The 21,328-nt window shown below is 52.2% G+C and carries 23 protein-coding genes; 10 read left to right on the forward strand and 13 right to left on the reverse strand.

Translation table 11 applies throughout. From position 1 onward, the window contains the following. The first annotated feature begins 120 nt into the window (after positions 1-120). From C3F13_07950 to C3F13_07980, 7 genes are all read left to right on the forward strand, one after another. Positions 121-879 (forward strand): triose-phosphate isomerase, encoded by a 759-nt coding sequence (locus C3F13_07950; GenBank protein PWB53829.1) that lies wholly within the window; start codon positions 121-123, stop codon positions 877-879. Next, a complete protein-coding gene (locus C3F13_07955) occupies positions 879-1,640 on the forward strand; it encodes a hypothetical protein (protein ID PWB53830.1) in 762 nt (253 codons plus the stop codon). Before C3F13_07950 ends, C3F13_07955 begins: the two co-directional genes overlap by 1 nt. Positions 1,641-1,765: 125 nt before the next feature. Continuing rightward, positions 1,766-2,278, forward strand: a complete 513-nt coding sequence (locus C3F13_07960; protein PWB53831.1) for a hypothetical protein — start codon at positions 1,766-1,768, stop codon at positions 2,276-2,278. A 97-nt stretch (positions 2,279-2,375) separates the two neighbouring features. After that, positions 2,376-2,903 carry a hypothetical protein gene (locus tag C3F13_07965; GenBank protein PWB53832.1) on the forward strand — a complete coding sequence of 176 codons (528 nt, stop codon included), beginning with the start codon at positions 2,376-2,378 and terminating at the stop codon, positions 2,901-2,903. 118 nt (positions 2,904-3,021) lie between these two features. Continuing rightward, a complete protein-coding gene (locus C3F13_07970; GenBank protein ID PWB53833.1) occupies positions 3,022-3,627 on the forward strand; it encodes an RNA polymerase subunit sigma-70 in 606 nt (201 codons plus the stop codon). A gap of 11 nt (positions 3,628-3,638) precedes the next feature. After that, a complete protein-coding gene (locus C3F13_07975; protein PWB53834.1) occupies positions 3,639-4,481 on the forward strand; it encodes a hypothetical protein in 843 nt (280 codons plus the stop codon). 14 nt (positions 4,482-4,495) lie between these two features. Next, positions 4,496-4,810, forward strand: a complete 315-nt coding sequence (locus tag C3F13_07980; protein ID PWB53835.1) for a hypothetical protein — start codon at positions 4,496-4,498, stop codon at positions 4,808-4,810. 57 nt (positions 4,811-4,867) lie between these two features. Here the strand turns inward: C3F13_07980 and C3F13_07985 are convergent, their stop codons facing one another. Together C3F13_07985 and C3F13_07990 are read right to left on the reverse strand one after the other, a co-directional pair. Then, complete coding sequence (locus C3F13_07985; protein PWB53836.1) at positions 4,868-5,650, reverse strand: hypothetical protein; 783 nt, start codon at positions 5,648-5,650, stop codon at positions 4,868-4,870. Between the two features lie 5 nt (positions 5,651-5,655). Further along, the gene (locus tag C3F13_07990) at positions 5,656-6,000 is read right to left on the reverse strand and encodes a hypothetical protein (GenBank protein PWB53837.1); all 345 of its coding nucleotides are present in this window, start codon (positions 5,998-6,000) and stop codon (positions 5,656-5,658) included. Between the two features lie 55 nt (positions 6,001-6,055). Between C3F13_07990 and C3F13_07995 the strand changes: the two genes are divergently transcribed. The 3 genes from C3F13_07995 to C3F13_08005 are packed head-to-tail and all read left to right on the forward strand — an operon-like array spanning position 6,056 to position 7,868. Next, on the forward strand, positions 6,056-6,979 hold the full coding sequence (locus C3F13_07995; GenBank protein ID PWB53838.1) for a hypothetical protein: 924 nt from the start codon (positions 6,056-6,058) through the stop codon (positions 6,977-6,979). Then, positions 6,969-7,199 carry a hypothetical protein gene (locus C3F13_08000; GenBank protein ID PWB53839.1) on the forward strand — a complete coding sequence of 77 codons (231 nt, stop codon included), beginning with the start codon at positions 6,969-6,971 and terminating at the stop codon, positions 7,197-7,199. The genes C3F13_07995 and C3F13_08000 overlap by 11 nt, the downstream gene beginning before the upstream one ends. 6 nt (positions 7,200-7,205) lie before the next feature. Continuing rightward, entirely contained in the window at positions 7,206-7,868 is a 663-nt protein-coding gene (locus tag C3F13_08005) for a hypothetical protein (GenBank protein ID PWB53840.1), read from the forward strand. Between the two features lie 31 nt (positions 7,869-7,899). Here C3F13_08005 and C3F13_08010 read toward each other — a convergent pair whose 3' ends face one another. The 11 genes from C3F13_08010 to cdhC all read right to left on the reverse strand — a co-directional run bounded on the left by C3F13_08010 (position 7,900) and on the right by cdhC (position 21,317). Then, positions 7,900-8,685 (reverse strand): carbon monoxide dehydrogenase, encoded by a 786-nt coding sequence (locus C3F13_08010; GenBank protein ID PWB53841.1) that lies wholly within the window; start codon positions 8,683-8,685, stop codon positions 7,900-7,902. Then, positions 8,682-9,485 (reverse strand): hypothetical protein, encoded by an 804-nt coding sequence (locus C3F13_08015; GenBank protein ID PWB53842.1) that lies wholly within the window; start codon positions 9,483-9,485, stop codon positions 8,682-8,684. The genes C3F13_08010 and C3F13_08015 overlap by 4 nt, the downstream gene beginning before the upstream one ends. A gap of 29 nt (positions 9,486-9,514) precedes the next feature. Next, positions 9,515-9,811, reverse strand: a complete 297-nt coding sequence (locus C3F13_08020) for a hypothetical protein (protein PWB53843.1) — start codon at positions 9,809-9,811, stop codon at positions 9,515-9,517. A 41-nt stretch (positions 9,812-9,852) separates the two neighbouring features. Continuing rightward, entirely contained in the window at positions 9,853-11,322 is a 1,470-nt protein-coding gene (locus C3F13_08025) for a hypothetical protein (protein PWB53844.1), read from the reverse strand. A 72-nt stretch (positions 11,323-11,394) separates the two neighbouring features. Continuing rightward, positions 11,395-12,300: a hypothetical protein gene (locus tag C3F13_08030; GenBank protein ID PWB53845.1), complete on the reverse strand. Its 906-nt coding sequence runs from the start codon at positions 12,298-12,300 to the stop codon at positions 11,395-11,397. Positions 12,301-12,327: 27 nt separating this feature from the next. Continuing rightward, on the reverse strand, positions 12,328-13,683 hold the full coding sequence (locus C3F13_08035) for a malate dehydrogenase (GenBank protein ID PWB53846.1): 1,356 nt from the start codon (positions 13,681-13,683) through the stop codon (positions 12,328-12,330). A 9-nt stretch (positions 13,684-13,692) separates the two neighbouring features. Beyond that, on the reverse strand, positions 13,693-14,616 hold the full coding sequence (locus C3F13_08040; protein ID PWB53847.1) for a hypothetical protein: 924 nt from the start codon (positions 14,614-14,616) through the stop codon (positions 13,693-13,695). Between the two features lie 9 nt (positions 14,617-14,625). Continuing rightward, the gene (locus tag C3F13_08045; GenBank protein ID PWB53848.1) at positions 14,626-16,593 is read right to left on the reverse strand and encodes a ferredoxin; all 1,968 of its coding nucleotides are present in this window, start codon (positions 16,591-16,593) and stop codon (positions 14,626-14,628) included. Between the two features lie 64 nt (positions 16,594-16,657). Further along, complete coding sequence (locus tag C3F13_08050; protein ID PWB53849.1) at positions 16,658-17,998, reverse strand: acetyl-CoA decarbonylase/synthase complex subunit gamma; 1,341 nt, start codon at positions 17,996-17,998, stop codon at positions 16,658-16,660. A gap of 42 nt (positions 17,999-18,040) precedes the next feature. After that, positions 18,041-19,018 (reverse strand): acetyl-CoA decarbonylase/synthase complex subunit delta, encoded by a 978-nt coding sequence (locus C3F13_08055; GenBank protein PWB53850.1) that lies wholly within the window; start codon positions 19,016-19,018, stop codon positions 18,041-18,043. Between the two features lie 31 nt (positions 19,019-19,049). Beyond that, entirely contained in the window at positions 19,050-21,317 is a 2,268-nt protein-coding gene (cdhC, locus tag C3F13_08060) for a CO dehydrogenase/CO-methylating acetyl-CoA synthase complex subunit beta (protein PWB53851.1), read from the reverse strand. Positions 21,318-21,328: the final 11 nt, after the last annotated feature.

Here is a 21,328-nt window from a genome sequence, read left to right on the forward strand (position 1 = left end):
TTTATCCATTCCTGTTCGAGCAATTCTGCTTGGTAAAATTTGATTGCGTAAGCAAGCAAAATACTAGGTATCCAGATAACAAGTCATTATTCTGTAACCATTGATACATACGAGGTGATTATGCGCCGTCCGTTGGTGGCAGGTAATTGGAAGATGTTCAAGACTGTTGGTGAAGCCCGGGTCTTAGTTTCTGAAATGCTTCCGGGTTTAGCCACAATTCAAGGCGTCGATATCGTTTTATGCCCGCCCTTCACATCGATCCTCCCCGTGGCGGCCATGCTGGAAGGCAGCGAAATTGCTGTGGGAGCGCAGAACATGCACTGGGAAGTCTCCGGCGCGTACACGGGTGAGGTGGCTCCCCCCATGTTGGCTGAATTCTGTAAATACGTGATCATTGGTCATTCTGAGAGGCGGCAGTATTTTGGCGAGACTGACCTTTCTGTGAATCGGAAAGTTAAGGCAGCCCTAAGCCATCAGCTCATCCCGATAATGTGCATTGGGGAGACGCTAGAAGAGAATGAAGCCGGCTCTACTGCAGAGGTGGTGACCAGGCAGTTAACGGCCGGGTTGGATGGGATAGACGCTACATTGACGCGAACTATCGTGCTTGCTTATGAACCTGTATGGGCGATCGGTACAGGAAGAGCAGCAACTGCAGAAGGGGCTAATGCGGTCATAGGAGGCCATATCCGGGGTGGACTGGAGCAAGTATATGGCAGGGAAACGGCTCAAGCAGTACGTATCCTGTACGGTGGTTCAGTCAAAGCCAGCAATGCCGGCGAATTATTCGATCAGCCTGATATTGATGGCGCGCTGGTGGGTGGAGCAAGCCTGAAAGCCAGCGAGTTCGTCCCAATTGTTGCCGCTGCTTCCCGTTAATGCACAATCAGCTCTGGAGCACCTTCCTTTTTTTATTGCTGTTATTGGTGCCCATGGTCTACCTTCCGCGGTTTCTGCAGCGGGAAATACAGGCGGTTTTTTTGGTAATCACCCGCCAGGCTGACCTATCGATGAGTTTATTTGCCTTGTTATTCCTGCCGGGTGTGCTCTTGCACGAATCGAGTCACTTTATCATGGCACAGATCCTGGGCGTCAGAACGGGGCGATTTTCAATCATGCCCAAGAAAATCGATGAAGGACGCATTCGCCTCGGGTATGTGGAGACGGCGCAGACCGATTTTTTTCGGGACGCCCTGATCGGGATCGCTCCCATGCTCACCGGAGGTGTCTTTGTCTCACTGGTGGGGGTGTACCGGCTTGGTCTCGATACGGTCTGGAGCAGTCTTATTCAAGGGCAGCTACAAGCTATCAGCCAGGCATTTGGGACTATTATCCACCAGCCTGATTTCTGGCTGTGGTTCTACCTGGTTTTCACGGTCAGCAGCACAATGATGCCTTCAGCTTCTGACCGCAGGTCCTGGTTGCCAATTGGACTCATGGTCTTGGGGTTGCTTGGGTTGATCCTGCTAATCGGATTGGGACCATGGCTGGCGACTCGCCTGGAAGGGGGGCTAATCCTGGCATTGAACGCCATCAATACGGTGTTCGGTATTACCATCCTGATCCATTTTCTACTATTGCCACCCACCTGGTTATTCAGGAAATTACTTTCGCGCATCACTGGAATCAAAGTGGTGTGAAGATATAATGTTTTATAATATTCACTTAAATGTGCTTCTTGGAGTGCATGATTATTGGTGAATGAGTTTTGTAAGTACGAGAGTAGATTGCTTAACAAGCTCATTCTGGGAGAAATGTAAGATTAATGCCTGAACACTGGTATGCACTGCGGAGCAAACCGCAAAAAGAAGAGGTTGTCACCAAGCAGATGCGCGTGCGTGGTTTTGAGGTGTTCTATCCACGCTTACGCGTCAACCCGGTGAATCCCAGGTCGCGGAAGTATAGGTCATATTTCCCTGGGTACCTGTTCGTGAGAGTGGATATCGACGCAGTTGGACTGTCCACGTTTCAATGGCTGCCGCACTCGAATGGTCTGGTAAGTTTTGGCGGCGAGCCTTCGACAGTGCCGGATAACTTGATCAACGCCATCATGCGCCGTGTAAAGGAGATTGCAGAAGCTGGTGGCGAGGTGTTTGATGACCTGCACAAGGGTGATGTGGTCCGGATTGGTTATGGACCTTTTGAAGGCTACGAAGCGATTTTCGATACCCGTTTGCCTGGAACAGAACGCGTGCGGGTTCTGCTTCAATTTCTGAGCGATCGTTATGTCCCAATTGAGCTGGATGCAGGCCAGCTTGAGCCCAAAAAACATTCCTGATCAATGCCAGGATTTAAGTGAACCGTAAAACCAAATACTCGCAGTCGGATATATATTTATATAGGATTTAACAAATTCTGGGCATGATGGTTTTTTATTGATCGAAGGATCGTTCTGGTCGATTAAATCATCTGCCGAACAAAGACAAATTATGCCAGCTATACTCATTGTGTGCACCGCCAATGTTTGCCGCTCGCCCATGGCAGAAGCGATATTAAAAAAAATCCTGGCAAATCAGCCGGATGCTGACCAGTGGCATGTCGAATCTGCCGGTACCTGGGCAACGGATGGCCGCGAGCCTGCCTTTCTATCGAAGTATGTCATGGAAAAGATGGGGATGGACATCAGTGAACATCGCTCGCAATCCATCACTCTACGCATGTTAGAGAAATTCGATCTTTTACTTACCATGGAGGAAGACCACAAGAGATGGCTTGCAGATCAGTACCGCGATTATGCTGACCGCACGTATATGCTGAGCGAGATGGTCGGACAGGTTGCGGATATCTCAGACCCAATTAATGGCGAGTTATCTGATTACGCTGAGACCGCAGCTCTTCTCCAGCGTTTGCTCACCGAGGGCTTGGATGAGATTACACGGCTAGCCCAACATGAAGAAGAGTGAGCGTCATAAAACAACCAGCATGGGAATTGTCTATCCTCATGTATCAAGGCTTAAGAGCATATTCGACAAGCATTCATCATGATATACTCGGTGAAACTTTTTTTCAAAACCGGGGTTCATCTGTATAGAACTCCCGCCTGAAAAGGGTGATTGGTTGTCAAACACCGCTGAAGAATTTAATCTAAATCAGGCCATACACGGAGATCATGAAGCCTTCGGCTTATTGTATGAACAGTATGTCGGGAGGATCTTCAGCTATGTGTATTATCGAACGGGTAACCAACATGAGGCGGAAGACCTGACTGCCAAAGTATTCTTTCGCGCCATGCGCAGGATCCCGGACTATGAAGAACGGGGTTTACCGGTCTCAGCCTGGCTCTACCGGATCGCGCATAACCTGGTGGCTAACTGGCATCGTGATCGTGGCAGACGGCCTGAAATATCATTGGATGAAGGCTATGCAGCGATCCCCCATTCTGAGCATCCTGAGGTTACCTTGTTACATATGGAAGAGCAGAATAATCTGCTGCATATCATCCAGGGTTTGCCACCAGAACGCCAGCAGCTGATCATCTTGAAGTTTGTAGAGCATTTATCAAATGCTGAGATTGGGCAAATCATGGGCCGCACAGAAGGGGCAGTGAAAAGCCTTTATCATCGCACCCTGCTTGCCCTGCGAGTTGAAATGGATAGCTTATCCATGGATGAAAAACTGGAGAATTAGAGGACGGATCCATGTTAAGAATTGTCATAGACGGCGCAGGAGATATCCCGGACGAGTGGAAAGCGGAGTATCAGGTCGAAGTGATACCGATTAATATTCAATTCGGAGACAAGTCCTACCTGCAAGGTACTGATCTCAGCAATGATGATTTTTACCGTCTCGCCGACACGACAGGGGTCATTCCCAAAACCTCCCAGCCGAGTCCGCAACAGTTCGTAGATCTTTATGAGCGCATCGCCCGTGCTGGAGATACGATTTTATCCTTGCATGTAACCAGCAAGCTCTCGGGGACGTTCGATTCAGCTGTGATGGCAGCCAAGGAGCTTAAAGAAAAACTGGCCATTATCCCGATTGATTCTGGTTCGGGCTCGGCAGCTATGGGCTTTATGTGTCAGGAAGTACGGCAGCTCGAAAGAGCAGGTGCCACCATCCAGGCCATCCTTGAACGGCTGGATGTTATTCGTAAGAACGTCAATATTGTCCTTACCCTGGATTCGCTTGAATATGCCCGCCGAAGTGGGCGAGTCAAGTACTTACCCGCTGCCCTGGCAGCATTAATCAAAATAAAACCGATCATTATCCTGAAAGAAGGCTTGCTGGACATGAGAGAAATTGTTCGCACCCGCCAGCGATCGCTTGATAGGGTTTTGGATATCATTCACCAGCGGGTAGGTGACAAGCTGGTGAACGTCGCGGTTGTCCATTCTCAATCACTGGATACAGCCAAAGAGATGATGAACAAAGTCTCCCTTACTTTGCATATCAATGAGTCGTTCATTTCGGAGTTATCCATTGGAGTGGCAGCTAATTTAGGGCCAGGCACTATTGGTATTGTTGCATATGCAGTCGCCTAAGTGAGATGACGGAAATGTCTAGTTTATTTCGCCGAAGATCAAAAAAGGGCAAACGGGATCTGATCGATGTGGAATCCATGCTGCAATCAGGCCTGCAGCCAGTCTCACCTCGCCCAGAATTTATTCAAAACCTGCAAAAAGGGTTGATGAATTACAGCTATCCTGAGGTCGAAGAAACACAACAGGATATCCGCAGGCCTCTGGTATTTGCCTTGATCGGGGTGATCGGTTTGTTCTTCCTGTTTTCTTTGTGGATCAGGCTGATGCTGGTAATTCTCAGCGCTCTGGGTATGATGCAGTCATCCAGGACACGGAAATTAGCCGAATAATCGCCTTCGACGGTAATGTAATATTTTATACCCTCGGGCCATATCCACAGATGTGGCTCAAGTTTTTTCTCCAGGTATCTCATCGGATCGAAACCCTGGCGCAATATACTGGATCTTTTTGTATGGCTTTACCTGGTCTGCCACATTGTCTCTCATGATGTTCCCTGAAATGTGCATCAAGGTATCGCCAAAGTCGATATCCTTCCCCATGCTAGCCAGGCAGGGGTAGTGGTGGTGAGCCATACCTGCTTCATACTCTGCTACATCGACCGACAACCCTACCAGTTTTTGCGCTACAAAACGGGCACAACCACACACAGCGTCCCTTTTAACCTCCACCGACTTGACCGTCCGGGTTTGAGGGTCAACGATGATTGAAAACTCCGGTTTCCCAAAGTAATGGGCGAACTCTGCGATCAGAGGACTGTGGTGTTCCAGGCGTTGCCGGCGTGTGACCCCGTAGTCTGATTCAGTCAGTGAACAGAGTGGCTTAGGGGTGGCGCAGGCAACCCCCATCTTCTCAAGCCAGCCGCGCAGCTGGCGAGCCAGCCCGCGTGGAAGGCAGTTTTCGTTATCCACTGCGGCAATCACCGCTTGCGCCTCTGTCATTTTGGCAATGTCTGGAATGAGCTCTGCCACTCCTTTGTGTTCAGCGAAGGACAGGATCAGGTCTGCAGGCGGAAGATCAGAGGGGATAAATTCTTCGGGGTAATCGATGACCAGGGGAAAGAAAACCGGGGCTCTCCACTGGTTGATAGTCCAATGTGGAGGAGCATGCTGGGTGATATTGGTCACATGCCTGGTACCATAATCGCTGTTGATGAGTGCTAATATGCGCATAGTCGTTAGTTTTCGTTGGTGAGTAAGGTTTTCTTCAGGATCTGGGCGTCTTTTATCAAATCAAGGTCTTGGGCGAACTCGTGATTTTTATTCACCTTGAGCAAAAAATGTTGTGCAATGATCTTGAGTCCCTGGTCTACTTCTGGTAAGCGATTAAAAAGCGCTATTCGGTCATAAGCACTATGGGTGAGTTTGGAATAACCGTGTCGCGCCAGATATTCGCCAATGACAATGCCGGCGGCACGCCTGGCACAAACCCGCGCCATACCTGCATTTCCATTTAAGCGTGCCAGCTCAGCGTGTTCGATTTCTGATTGATATTCCTGCTGCCATGTGTGCCGCGAATTCACGGACAGATTTTACCATTCCTTGACCAGAGAACCTCCTCTGGATACAATCAGATGGATGAATATTACATTAGCGTTGAGTGGTGGTGGGGTAAAGGGATTTGCCCACATTGGGGTCATCCGCGTTCTGGAAAAGGCCGGGATACAAATTCGAGGTTTGTCTGGGACAAGCGCAGGTGGGCTGGTTAGCGCGCTTTATGCGGCTGGGTATTCCCCAGATGAGATGGAGAACCGCCTGAGAGATATCGACCAGGGTAACTTCTTTGCTCACATGCATGGTGATGGGCCAGCGCTCTTAGGCTTTGCGGGTGTAGAAGCGATCTTAGGTGAGCTGCTCGGTGAGCGAAGTTTTGATGAGCTGCGCCTGCCCCTGGCGCTTACGGCTACAGATCTGAACACTGGCCTCCCGGTGGTCATTAAACAAGGGAGATTAATGGACGGGGTATTAGCAACCAGTGCAGCACCGGGCATCTTTCCTGCCAGGCACATTTCAGGCCATGTGCTGGTGGATGGGGGAGTGATGAATCCTATCCCGGTGGCTGAAGCGCGGGCTTTCAATCCTGATATTCCAGTGGTTGCGGTGGTTTTATCACCGCCATTGGGCTGGCAGGTGGACGCGGGTATCAATTCGACCACCAATGCCACTCTTCTAATGACCAACCTGCCCCTGGTGTATCGCTTGGCAGGGAGGTTACGGTTGGCTCAGGCGTTTAATATATTTATCCACTCCATGGACCTTTCCGGTCAGATGCTGATGGATAAACAGCTTCAGCTTGAACGTCCCGATGTGATCATCCGTCCGAAACTAGGCCAGATAGGCATTGTGGATCGGGTGGACATCCGCCAGGTGATCATGACCGGTGAGCTGGCAGCTCAGGAAGCACTGCCTGCCCTCCGCAAAGCGGGGGAGTTGAGACGGCGATTTAGCCGGAAGATGTCTCAATTATTAACCTTTGGGCGGAGAGCAAAGCATGGGGCGTGATCTCCGTAAATACTCCAGGCAGACTAATTTTCGCCTGGTGGCTGGCTTCGTCATTTTGCTGTTCATCGTTGGCGATGGATTGATTTACATTTTTATTGGGAAAGGAGCAGCTCTGATGGGTTTAGTCTGCCTGATTAGCGTTTTGCTACCTCTCCTTTTGATTGTCCTTTCGTTGTGGTTGATCGATTGGATCGCGAAGCGCAATAACCAAGGGATATAGCGGATAATGTCGAACGCGGACCACGAAATATCCATCGGTGGCTGGGTGATGCGTGTTCACCAGCCTGAGGGGACAGGCCCTTTTCCTGTTATCCTGCTGTTGCATGGTTGGACAGGTGATGAACGCTCCATGTGGGTATTTTCACCGCGGCTACCCCGGAATGCACTGATGATTGCGCCACGGGGCCTATTTAAAGCCGCTGGTGCAGGTTATAGCTGGTATCCCGAGATCTCAAAACGCTGGCCGTGGATGGCTGATTTTCAACGTGCAGTAGAGAGATTGCTTCCCGTTTTATCGGAAAAGTATTTCCCCTCAGGGGATTTTTCTAACTTACACCTGGTTGGGTTCAGCCAGGGGGCAGCTTTTGCCTATTCGATTGCCATCATGCACTCTGAGCTGGTCACCTCGCTGGCAGGATTATCCGGCTTCCTGGCGGACGGAGCGTCAGACTGGTTACGACCGACTCGCTTGCAGGGGATGCCGGTATTTATCGCCCATGGAACACAAGACAAGCTTGTCCCGGTCGAGAAAGCCAGGCAAAGCGTGGCTGACCTGGAGAGGGCAGGTGCCAGCGTTACGTACTGTGAGGATGATGTGGGGCATAAATTAAGCATAAAATGCTTCCATGGGTTGGAAGCATTTTTCCAAAAGACTGCTTGTTCGGGCTGACAGGTTAGTTTCTTACCGGCGAGTTTTTAGATTACAGGATTTTTTCCATGATTCCAGCCACCGCCTGGTATACCTGCGATTCATTTCCCAGCTCTACCAGGGGTTTCCCACTGAATTCGAAGTTGATCAGGTCGTTATCCGCGGGTACCGTACCCAGGAGGGGGAGATCCAGCTTGTTGATCTCCGTTTTCAGGCTGGCAGGGAGCTCGCCCGGGAGGCGGTTGATAATCAGGTAGGCGTGCTCGATGCGGATGTCCAGCTCATTGCGGAAGGAGGCAATCCGCTCGGCAGCCACGATGCCGCGTTGGGTAGGGTCGCTGACCACCAGCAGGTGTTGGACGTCGCGGGTGGTCCTGCGGCTCAAGTGCTCCATGCCGGCTTCATTATCAATGACGATGAAGCGGTAATTCTTACTGATCGAATCGATCACCTCGCGCAGGTTGTGGTTGACTGCGCAATAGCAGCCCGTGCCTTCCGAGCGACCCATAGCGATCAGGTCGAATGCTTCCCCTTCGGCAAGCGATGCCCTGATCTTGTGGTCGAGATAATCATGCTTGGAGATACCCCCCGGCAAGGCACCCATGGCTGCCCCGCCAGCTACCAGAGAGTTTTTAACCTGGGCCAACATGTCTTCACGGATATCCCCGACAGTCCAATCCAGCTCCAGGCCTAGCACCATATTCAGGTTGCTGCTCGGGTCGGCATCGATCGCCAGTACCGGGCCGGGCTTGTTTTGAACCAGGTACTTGATCACCATCCCTGCGATGGTGGTCTTACCCACCCCACCTTTTCCAGCCAGTGCGATTGTGATCGTCATTCGGTCATACTCCGCACCAGCTGCTCGTCCAGCTCTTTAGCCATCAGCTCAGCTGCCTTGCGTAATGCAGGGACGTGCTCATACACAGGGATCCCCAGTCGATCGGCTTCCTGGACGCCGAGATCAGCCGGCATAATCCCTAAAACAGGCAACCCAGGGGTTTCAGCTTCAAGGAATAGTTTTTCGTCTTCGTTTAGCACTTTATTCCCCACCAAATAACAGCGTGTCAGGCCAATATCATTTGCCAGCTGCTTGATCTGTGAGGCGGTGCCCAGGCTGCGGCGGGTCGGTTCCACCACGATTAACATGGCATCCACAAAATCAACGGTGGCGCGGCCGAGATGCTCGACCCCGGCATACATATCCAGGATCAAGATCTCATCTTTGCGAAAAAGCAGGTGGGTGAACAGGGTTTTTAACATGGCAGCTTCCGGGCATATACAGCCAGAACCACCGGTATCCACAGAACCCATTTCGAGCAGGCGTACACCTTTGTGCACCACGCTGAATCGCTCGGGGATATCATCCACGCGAGGGTTAAGGGTGAAAAACCCACCGATTGTCCCTGGTTTGGCGCCCGTGCGTTCTTCGATTAAAGCATCCATCTCAGCGATGGGGTGCAGCTGATCGCGCAATTCCTGCGGGAAACCCAACGCACCTGCCAGGCACGGTGATGGGTCTGCGTCTGCCACCAATACCTGGCGGCCTGAGTCTGCGTACACCTGGGCCAGCAGGGCTGCCAGGGTTGTCTTGCCAACACCCCCCTTACCACTTATCGCTAGTTTCATCGTATCTCCCAAATAATAAAGTGCCGAGAATTATAACCCAACTAAGGTCGGTTCTCGGGCTTGACCAATCCCCGCTTAATAGCTTCATCCCTCAAAATGAGCAGGATTTTTTCCAGGTCCAGCTCACGCGCACAGGCATCTTTCGCTGAACGCAGGACTTCATTGGACCATACAGTCCGTGAAGTAAGGACTTCTTCATCATTCATTATAATAAGCTGGACCAGGCTATCCAGTGGGATATCCTGGTCCTGGCTGAATTCTCCGTTACACAGCTGGCAGCCTCGACAGCGCTGCACATCTTGCCCGGTTTTATTTAATATCAACCTGCGTAAAGTCATTTGTAAACCAATAATAGATACAACCAGTAAAATCCTTTGGCCTATCCTTTCGGTGCCGGAGCTGGAGGGGGTGTGAAGTCGGGAGGCAGGATGCCTGCTTCGGTGATGATGCGCGGCACGATCTCTTCCCAACCAACGGCCATCAAGTGAATCCCGTTCACGCCTTTCTTGTTCTTGACCGCATCGATCAGCTCGAGGGCGATTTGCACGCCTTCTTCATCGGCTTTGTCACCGGCAGCTTCCATCCGCTTGACCAGATGATCGGGGATGGTTACGCCAGGTACTTCTTCGTTCATGTACTTGGCCACCTTCAGGCTCTTGAGCGGCGTGATCCCAATCAGGATGTAAACTTTATCCAGGATGCCGCGCACTTCCAGGGCTTCGAGCCAGTCATCCAGCTTCTGCGGGTCATATACCAGGTTAGTCTGGAAGAACTGCGCCCCAGCATTGATCTTTTTATGTTCCCGAATAGCCTGGATCTTCGGATTGGAGGCATAGGGTGAGCCTGCAGCGCCGAGGAAATATTTGGGTGGGAACATTATCGACCGGCCATCCATGTAAATGGCCTCGTCGCGCATCCGGCGCAGGATCCACAACATGTGGATCGAATCCATGTCGAGGATGTCCATCTTCCCTTTGGGGGTGCTGGACATATTCATGCTATCACCCGACAGGCACAGGACATTGCGCACACCTAAAGCATTGGAACCCAACACTTCTGCCTGGAGGCCGATGCGGGTCCGGTCGCGGGCTGCGATCTGCATGACCGGTTCTGCACCTGCCTGCACGGTGAACGAGCTGCACGCCCAGGAGGACATGCGCGGGCTGGCTGAGGGGCAGTCAGTGAAGTTAATGGCCGCTACGTATGGCTTGACCAGCTCTATGTTCTTGATCAGCTTGTTGGTGGCAACCGTAGCGGGTGGGGCGACTTCTGTCGTTACCACAAATTCACCGGCTTTCAGGCGCTTTTCCAGGTTGGAAACTGGCTCGGCATAAGCTGGTGCATGGTATTCGGCATCACCTTTCCACCAATCTGGTTGGCGGATGGGCTGAAAGACTGCCGACCAGACTTCAGGGCGGGTCTGTTTCTTCAATATCCCGCCGAAAAACTTGCGGCCACCTACTTTTTTAATTTGGTGATACACATCCCCCCAGGTTTCTCCACCCGTTTTGTCCCAGTCTAGTGGAGGAAGCACTTCCATCAGCATTTCTTCCCGGCCCATCTTGAAGGCACGTTCGTAAATCTTATACCAGACACATGGACGGGTCTTATCGACGTAGCAGTACTCGGTAGTGGAGCCCCCGCAAGGTCCGTTACGTTCCCCCTTTGGGCACTCCATTGGGCAAATGAATGCAGTCTCCTGTAGCAGGCAGTTCCCGCACATGCGGCATCCGAACATCGGTCCTTTAATGAGACGCTCGATTGATTCAAGAACCCGCAGTCCATAGGGATCTCTACGGAATGGATAGTAGGGCGGCTGCCATCTTCTAACTGGAGTAAATCCGGGCATAATAAACCTCCATCTTGGCGATTAGATTTGCTTGGGGAGTGGCATACAACCACTCCCCACAGGCATGCTCGTTTACATCAATGAAAGCAGGTACTCATAGGCACTCAAGGCTGCCTTGGCTCCCTCACCCACAGCAACTAACACCTGTTCTGCATACGTGTTGGTCACATCACCAGCTGCAAGGATGCCGGGGATATTGGTGTGGTTATTTTGATCAATGATGATGCGCTTTTGCTCATCCAAGGCAACAAAATCTGAAACGATCTGTGAATTGGGTACAAGGGCCATTTCCACGAAAGTCCCGTCTGCCTGCAGCTCGCTTGCCTTGCCAGCCTTATCCTTGACGATCAGGCTCTTGGCATAATCATCACCCTTCACTTCAACTACCTGATGCCCCTCCAGGATGGTGACGTTCTTAGCAGTCTTCAAGTTTTCGTTTACATATGAAACTTTCAGTTTATCTGCTGGGCAGACCAAAGTCACATGCTTGGCAACGGTAGCCAGCTCAGCGGTCGAGCGCTGGGCCAGGTCACCATCACCAATCACAACGGTTGCCTTATCGATGAATAAGGGAGCATAGCTGAGTGCTGAGTAGCACAGCCCACGCATGATGAACTCTTTTTCACCCGGGACGTTCAGTAGCTGCTGGCGGGTACCCGTGGCGATGATCACCGCTTTAGTCTCCAGGTCACCACCACCGCGTGTCTTGACAATGAAGCCCTTTTCCTTGCGGATGATCTTATCTGCGGGCTCCATATGGCGGGCAAATTCCAGGTACTCAAGCTCGCTTTTGAATTTATTTACGATCTCAAGGCCTTTGATCACCTGGTAATCTTCTACCCAGGGGAGGGCCAGGCGGAAATTCGTCTTTCCTCCCAGGTCCTTGGTGATCAGCAGCACGTTCAGGCGTTTACGAATGGCATAGATTGTTGCAGTTAATCCTGCGGGTCCACCACCGACGACAATTAGATCATACATAGTTCACCTTTTTAATATCCTCTCTGCTTATACAGGTGCTTGGCCAATGAAACCGTCTTTCATCATCATCTGAGTCAGGTTGCGCGATCGTCCGATGATCTCGGTTGCGTTCTTGAATTCCTCCTCATAGGTCATCTGCTTGCGAGCCAGACCTTGTTCCTGACATTTCACCGCCACCGCGGCAGCTTCGCGTGGGAATACTTCCCAGTCATCCATGGTGGGCAAAATGTGCTCGTTGGTGAGTGCACTACCAACATGGTCTGCAAGGGCATTGGCCGCTGCATAGCACATCTCGTCGGTGATCGTCCGGCCACGCACATCCAGGGTACCACGGAAGATACCCGGGAAGCCGAGTGAGTTATTGACCTGGTTGTCAAAATCGGAGCGGCCGGTGGCAACGACCGCTGCGCCAGCAGCCTTTGCTTCCCAAGGCCAGATCTCTGGCACTGGATTGGCGCAGGCAAATAATACCGCGTCCTTGGCCATGGTCTCGATCCATTCTGGCTGGATCACTCCTGGACCAGAGCGTGAGAGGGCAATTACCACATCAGCTCCCTTAATCGCATCGGGGATATTACCTTCCAGCTTTTCTTTGTTGGTGGTCTGGCATAATTTCCATTTATCGACATACTCAGCCTTACGCATCTCAAGGTCCTTGCGGTGCATGCCGAGGATACCTTTGCTATCAACAATGAGGCAATTTTCTGGCCTCACCCCCCAGCTAAAGATCAGGCGCGAGATAGCTACATTGGAAGCTCCACAGCCAATGAAGGCGATCTTGACTTTCTCCTTGTCTTTTCCGACCACCTTGAGTGCATTGATCAAGCCAGCCAGGGTGACCGTAGCAGTTCCCTGCTGGTCGTCATGCCAGATGGGGATTTCTGCTTTTTCCCGCAGGGTGTCAAGAATATAAAAGCATTTTGGATTGGAGATGTCTTCCAGGTTCACACCGCCAAAACCTGGTTGAAGCATCAAAGTTGTGTTAATGATGGCATCCGGGTCTTTCGTGTCAAGCATGATGGCAACCCCATCCACCCCACCCAGGTACTTATACAGCAAGGCTTTACCTTCCATCACCGGCAGGCCGGCTTTTGGTCCGATATCACCCAATCCAAGCACGCGCGTGCCATCACTGACTACGATGACCGTATTCCATTTATTGGTATATTCATAAACTTTCTCCGGGTCCGCCTCGATGGCGCGGCATGGGGCAGCCACACCTGGCGTATACCAGATGGCAAAATCGTTAAAATCTCGCACGCAGCATTTCAAAGCCGTTTCGACTTTCCCCCTGTAAAATGGATGCAGGACCATCGCATCTGCTGCGGGCTTTTTTGCCTTTGCTAATAATTGTTCGATTGTCACTTGGTCTTGATTGGTCATAATGTTCTCCTATTGTGATAAATAGCCATCGGCGTAGATGACTTTGTTGAGCAAGATTTGGATGGTCTTCCAGATTGCTGCCTGTTCAGGGTCAGACATATCTACGTCTTCCAGTTGAGGTTCTTCCATGGCTGAGATGCGATCTGCAATCTTCAGGTATAGTCTTCCAACAGGTGTGCTGGAATCTCGTTGTTCAATGATGCGGATGACTTCATTTTGCTCTAGATCAAGTGGATCCGCGATCATCATATTCATACCAACGCCCATCAGCATGGCACAATAAACCCGGTTGATCAACGGTCTTCCTTCGCGTGGGACTGCATTGGAAACATTGGATAGTCCGACTGATATTTGCGGTGGTGGATCCCAGGCGAACTGAAGTGTACGGATGGCTTCAATTAGATGAGGGCAATACTGTTGACAACCTGAGACAGTGAGGACTAATGGATCGATGATTAGATCTGTTATTGGGTAATCAATTTCCACCATGCGTGGGATGAGCTTCTCTAAGGCAATGTTGACACGCTCATCCGCGGTAACCGGAACTCCACTCGTACTCATCGTCAGGGCAACCAGGCGAGCGTTATATTGCTTCGCCAGCAGTGGCACTTTTTCCAATCGTTCTGGCTCATCAGAAACGGAGTTGATGATTGGCTGAGCTTTGGTGACGGTCTTCAGGGCTGCTTCGACCCCCAGAATATTGATCGTATCTATGGACAATGGCACATCCACGACCGCTTCCACGGTCTTCACGATCCAGGGGAACATATCCATCCAGTCAACTTTGCGCGGGCCTAGATTAAGATCCAACGCCTGGGCTCCGGCTTCTACCTGCTTCACTGCCAGTTCTTGAAAGAATTTTGCATCCTTCGTTTTGACAGCTTCTTTCACCTTATCCGAAAGAATATGGATATTTTCACCAATGATGTACATATGGCCTCCTTAGGTTTCGCTGGTTTGGGTTATGGTTTTTTTCTCAATCGCCGCAGCCACACTTGGGAAACTCGCCAAATCGGTATGCGGCAGAAACATGGCTGACATGAAGGCATCATAAAATGTATTGTCTGCTGAGAGCTCAATATAAGTCATCTGTGAGGCAATATCCCGAATGCGATCGCGATTACGCCAATCCAGTAGAGCCAGGTAAGCGCCTTGCACGGAGGTATTGCCCAGGAATTTGAAGCGGTCCCAGGGCATATCGGGTAACAAGCCAATTTGAACGGCTTTTTCAACGTTGATGTATTTGCCAAAGGAACCACCGATCAAGATTTGCTCGACCATGTCCAGCGGAACACCCACGCTTTGTGCCAGCACGGTGAAGCCGGCATAGATGGCAGCTTTGGCACGCTTCAGGTTATCAATATCGACATTATTGATTGAAATATCTTTCCCGTTTTCAACCTGGTTGCCCCAGGCAATTACATACTCAGGACCGTGCTCCCCTTCGCGGATGCGCGGGTTAGTACCGACAAGTGATAAATTGATCATCCCTCCCTTATCGACTACCCCGGTTAAGAACATTTCGGCCAGCAATGAGATCAGACCACTGCCGCAGATGCCGCGCGGTTTCCCATTGCCGATCACTCGATAAGTCGGCTCATACGGATGAGGAGAATTTTCTCCTGATATCCAGCATTCTTCGATAGCACCCCGGGTAGCCCGCATACCGAATAATACCCCGGCACCTTCGAAGGCTGGCCCTGCGGAGCAAGCACATGTCACCAGCCATTCACGGCTACCCAGCACAGTCTCGCCATTGGTACCCACATCCAGGAAGAGGGTCAGTTTTTCTGTCTCATCCATGCGGCTAGCCAACACACCCGAGCTGATATCGGCACCCACGTAGCTGGCCACACCTGGCAAGCAATCCACTGTAGCTTCCGAATTTATCGCCAAGCCGATCGAGCCAGCTGTGACAATCGGGGGCTGGTTAACGGCTGTGATGAACGGGGAAAGCCGGATGCTGGCGGCTGGGATGCCCAGGAACAGGTGTGTCATTGTGCTGTTACCAGCCACTGTGGCTTTGACAATATCCTGGGGCCTGGCCTTTGCGTGCTTGCAGGTCTGGTTGACTAGTTTGTTGATCGTTTCTAATACGCGGTTTTGTAACTCTTCACGACCCCCGTTCTTACCGGAGTAGATAATGCGTGAGATCACATCCTCACCCCGGCTAATCTGGCCGTTATATTCCGATGCCTGTGCTTCCACCTTACCCGAGATCAAGTCAACCAGCCACACGGTGACAGTGGTGGTGCCGATATCCACGGCGATGCCGTAGAGCGGGTCGTCGATGGGCACCTGATCGGGGATCAGGGCTACCAGGCGTTCATCCGTGCGCTGGCCATCCAGCTCCACGTGTGCATCGGTGATTACTGTGACTTGCCAATCATTCTCGCGCAAGATATTGCCAAGTTTTTGCAGGAGGTTTAACGAGATACCGATATCTTCGATCCCAGTTTTTTGGCGCAGGGCGGTTTTCAACCGGCTCCAGTCGTCAGTCTGGTCGTCCATGCGTGGAGGCGCCAGCCTGAGGTTAATCCGCCGAATGGTCTGGACATAGATTGGATCGTAATCGATGGGGATAGATACTTCTATAGCTGTCCTGTCGGTCGTCAGGCGGCGTTCAATCTTTTCTTGAGGCGGGACGGTAATTGAGAGGTCGCCTTCAATAACCGACTGGCAGGCTAGGGCATATCCCTGAGCAATATCTTCCGCACTAAGGCGGAGAGAGCTGCGCCGGCGGACATCACCTGAGGTGACTTGCACCGCACAACGGCCACAGCGGCCCTGCCCACCGCACGGCTGCCCGATATCGACGCCAGCCAGGCGCGCTGCCTCACTCAGCAGTGTGCCCGTGGGGACGCGCACTGGCTGTGCTGCGATATCAAAGGTTACCGAATGTTCAGTCATGCAGGATTATCCCTGCTGCACTCACTCCGAACAGTTAAAATCATGAATAGGCAATTAATTGCGTTTAGAGTGCCTGTTTCATGAATGCGGGCAGGTCAACCGCTTCACGCGGCCCCACCCGGATCTCCCAATCGGGTAATTCTCCTTCCAACTCACCTGACAGGACAGCAACATGCCCCGGCAGGACGATACGCTTACGCGAGACCTTATCGGCAACATTGAAGCCCTTCACCGCTTTGGCGATCCTCTCGGCATCGAATTTGCCGGCCGCCCAGGCAGTCAGCACGCTCATTCCTTCCGCATCTGTCACCAGTAGCCAGGCAGGCAGACCTGAGCCTTCCACTTCATTCGCCACGCTGAAGTAAGTGATGCTGAAGTTGGTGGTTACCAGTACGGGCGATTCAGGTTTGGGTGCATTGATCTCATAGATACCGGGCTGGACCTGGATCGGTTTTTGCGGGTCGGTGTAGATATTCTGGCGCAGGACAAGCAGTGGATAGATGCTCGCCGGGCTGAAATGATCCATCACAATAAACCCGGCATATTTCGTGATCGCCTGCGCAGCGTGGAGTGCTTCTAGACCGGGGTCACCCACATCACCAGGGAAGGTGATCATCGGGAAGCCAAGGGCGCGGAAATTCTTCTTGATGGCTAATCGCCGGATTGTCGTGCCCAATGCCAGGCCAGAACCCAGATCACGGCCACCCGGGTCGATCACCAGATCTTCAACACCTTTGGTTTTTATCTTTTCAGTGAGATCGGCCATCTCAGCCAGTGAACCGGCGACCACACCCAGGGAAGTCTTGGCTTCCTTGGCCAGGTCTGCGAAAGCTTCCCAATTTGTGGCATCTGCCCCATAGATCAATGGGGTCTCACCCTGTAGTGCCTTAAGACCTGCTCGGGCAACATTTGCATCGCGGGTCATCAGGATGACAGGACGTTTACTGGCCGCGCGTACTGCCTGGACGGCCGTTGTGAATGCGTTTGGGTCACCTGCGGTGGAAGCTACAACAAAACCGTCCACGGTCAGGTCCATACCGACATAGTTGACCGCATACGTACTCGCTTCGGTTACCACTTCCTTAATGGCGTCAATAGGTTGGTTATCAAACAGCCTGATGAACAACCCTGGCTTGTTGTAGAAGGTTTTATCGTGCCTGAAGAGAACCACCTCGTTCCCTGCTTTCACTTCATAGCCATCAGATTTCAAGGTAACCAGGCGGATAGGTGGTGCAGCAGATTCAGCAAGTTGAGTCTTGGCTTCAGGGGTCACGTACGGGCAGGCGGATAATTCCACCTGCTTGGCAGCCAGTTTCATGGCAAATGCCAGGCAGGTAGGGAAGCCGCACTCTTTACAGTTGGTTTGGGGTAGTAACTTATAGATTTGAATGCCAGTCAGAGCCATAGTTCATCTCCGTATTTTTCTTCTTGATCTGCTTTCATCCGCTCAGGCAAGTGTATACGCGGCAGCCATCAGGTCCGTGATGGCAGTCTTTACCCGCCGGACACTCTCTGCATGACGCAGGACGACAATATCTGCTCCTGCTTCGATCAATGTCATGGCAGTTAAGGTTTCCCAGTTGATGGAACGTTCCAACCAGTCACCCCATCCATCGGGCACACCTGTGTTCACCTTGGCTTCCTTGGTTTTCCAGGCTTCGAATCCAGGGGTTACCAGCATGGGAAGCTGAGTCATCGCATCACCCTGCAAGGCAGCCTGGCGTAGCCTTTCCATGGCTGAAAAGCCGTATTCGATGCCATAACCGAGGGCGCCGGTGGTTGGGTCCATCAGGACCCTGTCAAGCGGCATGCCCATGTCGCTGATTAGGATATTCAGCTGCTTGGCCAGGTTGACATCCATGGGGCTGCGCGCGTTCACCAAGTGACCATTGGCCATGGCAGTGGCGATGATCGTGCGGTAATTCTTATCTTCGGCAATACCTAGCACGATTTTTTCACCTTTGGTTGCCTCAGCAATTGCCACAAGCAGGTTATTGTCTGCTTCAGCTTGCCCCGGACCGAATACAAGTAGCGGCAAACCGGTGTTCGCCAGCACATCCTTTACGGTTTTAACGGCGGCTTCGGGGCTGGTTGGATTGCCGTTGAGATCATTTAAAGAGAGGGATAGCTCAATCAGGTCTGCGCCTGCAGCTTCAGCGGCCTTAGCCCATTGAACTGGGTAATTCACCGCCTCTCCCCAGGCGTCGAGCAGCAACGTTGACCAATCTTCCGGTCGGTGGTCTTTGATCTCGATGGCGATCACCGGACGGTTGGGAGCTTTACTTTCAAAATGCAGGAAAGGTAGATTCTTTTCACCACCCACAGTCACTGTGGAAGTGCGTGTACCACCATCGGCAGCGGTCGCTCCAATGGTCACCGTACGGACGGTGCCGGGCCAATTATCCTTAGGTATATCTACAGGCATATGTTTCTCTCCTTTTTTAGCTGAACAATCCTTAGAACATCGGCTCCATGCTGAGGGCAGGATGTTCGTGCTCTGCCATCCAGTTCAGGAGTTCATCAACTGTGGATACAAGGCGCTCATCGGCGATCTTGTCGAGTAAATCGGGGTCACCTTCGCGCTGTGCTACGACCTTGAATTCATCTGCCATCATTTCCTTCAGGCAGCTGCTCATCCAAACGATTCGCTTAAAACCGCCATCAGCAGAGATAAACTTCGGGCTGGTCAGGTAAAATTTGCCTACACCCATTACGCCCGGGGTCTGAAGACCCCCTCCGGCAATCCCAGCCAGGGTACTGAAGGTCATACCCGCGGGGGTCATACTGGGATCTTCACGGCTAACCACCATGATGCCATTTGCTTCTGGGATAAGCATACAAATACATTCGAAGCACCCGCAAGCCGTCATCGGGTTTTCCATGATCGAATACATGGTTACTTCGCTCACCACCCCATGTGATCCGACGGTAGCGTAATCGTTGGTCCCGGTCCAATACCCCTTCTGCGGGTCGATCAGCTTACCCAGCTTAATTGGCTGATTGGGGCCCGTTGGGTTGATGCTATAGGATGCCTTGCAGTCCAACCAGTTATACGCTCCGCACAACCCCAGGCGCTCGGGGCTGACCACGCAAACGTGGTTGGGGGCAAATGACTGGCACAAGGTGCATGAGTAGAACTCTTCCACTTTGTCATCCGTCAGGTCTGCCAGGCGTTTATTCCGGTAATCATACGCCGCCCGAGCTTTACCCAGCCATTCTTCAACCTTCGCCGGGTCGGTGTAAACCGTTACCTGGACCTTGTCCACGATCGCTCCAAAATCAGCGTGGAAACGCGCATGCAGGATCTTGCCAAAGTGCTCCAGGTTGAAGCCTTTGTCGGCGGCCGCATTTGAGATGCGGATCCAGGTGATGTCGCGCTGGCCAATATGCTGGATGCCTGAAGCGCCATTGACAAAATAGTGGAACTGGCGCTCGAGCACCGGTTCGAAGTCTTTCTGCATCTGGCGCCCAGCAACCTGGGCAACCACGCCCATATCCATATAACCCTGGGGTGGGATGTTGGAAAAATCAGGTCCAACGATTTCCACCTTACCGTCCACCACCGCATCCAGATCAGCCATCTCCAGGTATTCAAAGCAGCGGGCATTCTTGCCGCCGAATTCGACGCGCATGTCATTGCGGCGCACCACTTCACCTTCAAAAGCCGAGCCGTAAGGCACGGGTACGGGTACCTCGGTCAATTTTAACTTGACCCCACGCACCTCAATGCATTTCTGGACCAGCCGCTCAGCCTTCTCCAGGTCATCCTTGCCGTCAATTTCTTCAAAGGGCATGCTGACCACGTGCTCGTAAGTGGTAACGCCGGTGGGCAGGATCTCGGGGATGACCGTATCGGCGATCACCGGGAAGCCGTAGTTGATGGCCCCGGCGGCGGCGGCGTATTTCAGGTCGTCCACCTCGCCCAGCGCCAGCACGAAGGCGAACACGCGTGCCCGGTTGTAGAGCAGGATCTCACGCGCTTGCCCCATCTTCAACCCGCCGAAAGTGAGGGCGGAACGGGTGGCAAAACCAAGGGCGTAGATAGCGCTGATCGTATCGGTTCCAAAAGGCACAGTATAGGTGTCATACCCCAGCTCAACGCCCTCTTCCATTAATTGATGGATAATGCTCCGACCGTTGACGTTTCCAGAGAGGAAGCACAGGATATTGCGGCGCTGTAGCTCACGCACGATCTTGACCGCGACTTCATTGTTTTTGGCTGCACCAACAATGGCAGCAAAGCCGGGCATACGGCCATCCACCAGCTGGATGCCCCAGGATCGCAGGCGGATATCATCGATGGGTCCATTGAGATGACCGGACCCATTCTGATCCCCATACTGGGTGGCGCCAGCCAGGGAGAGCCCCGGCATCGGCTCGGGCTGCAGCCCGTATATGAACCGCACCACTTCTATGATTTCAGCGGCTAGCAATGTGGCCATACCACTGTCGAGGGTCTCACCCAGATAGGGCGTCCACTTATTTACCGATGGGGAGGGGTGCAGCAGGCCGCGGGCATGCTCGATCACCCCTTTGAGCTGCCCTAATTTTTCAACTGTCGCACCGGTCATCCCACCGATAACTGGGATGTAATAAGCTGTGTTAGGAAAGGAGACAGGGGTGTCTGGTCCTTTTTCCTTCAGGGCCTTGTCTAACATTAATTCTGCTTCGGTTACCAGGGCATTTGCACCCCGGATTGCTCGTGTGGCTATATAACGTGACATGTGTCTCTTCC

The organism is Anaerolineales bacterium (assembly GCA_003105035.1).
Taxonomy (GTDB): domain Bacteria; phylum Chloroflexota; class Anaerolineae; order Anaerolineales; family UBA4823; genus FEB-25.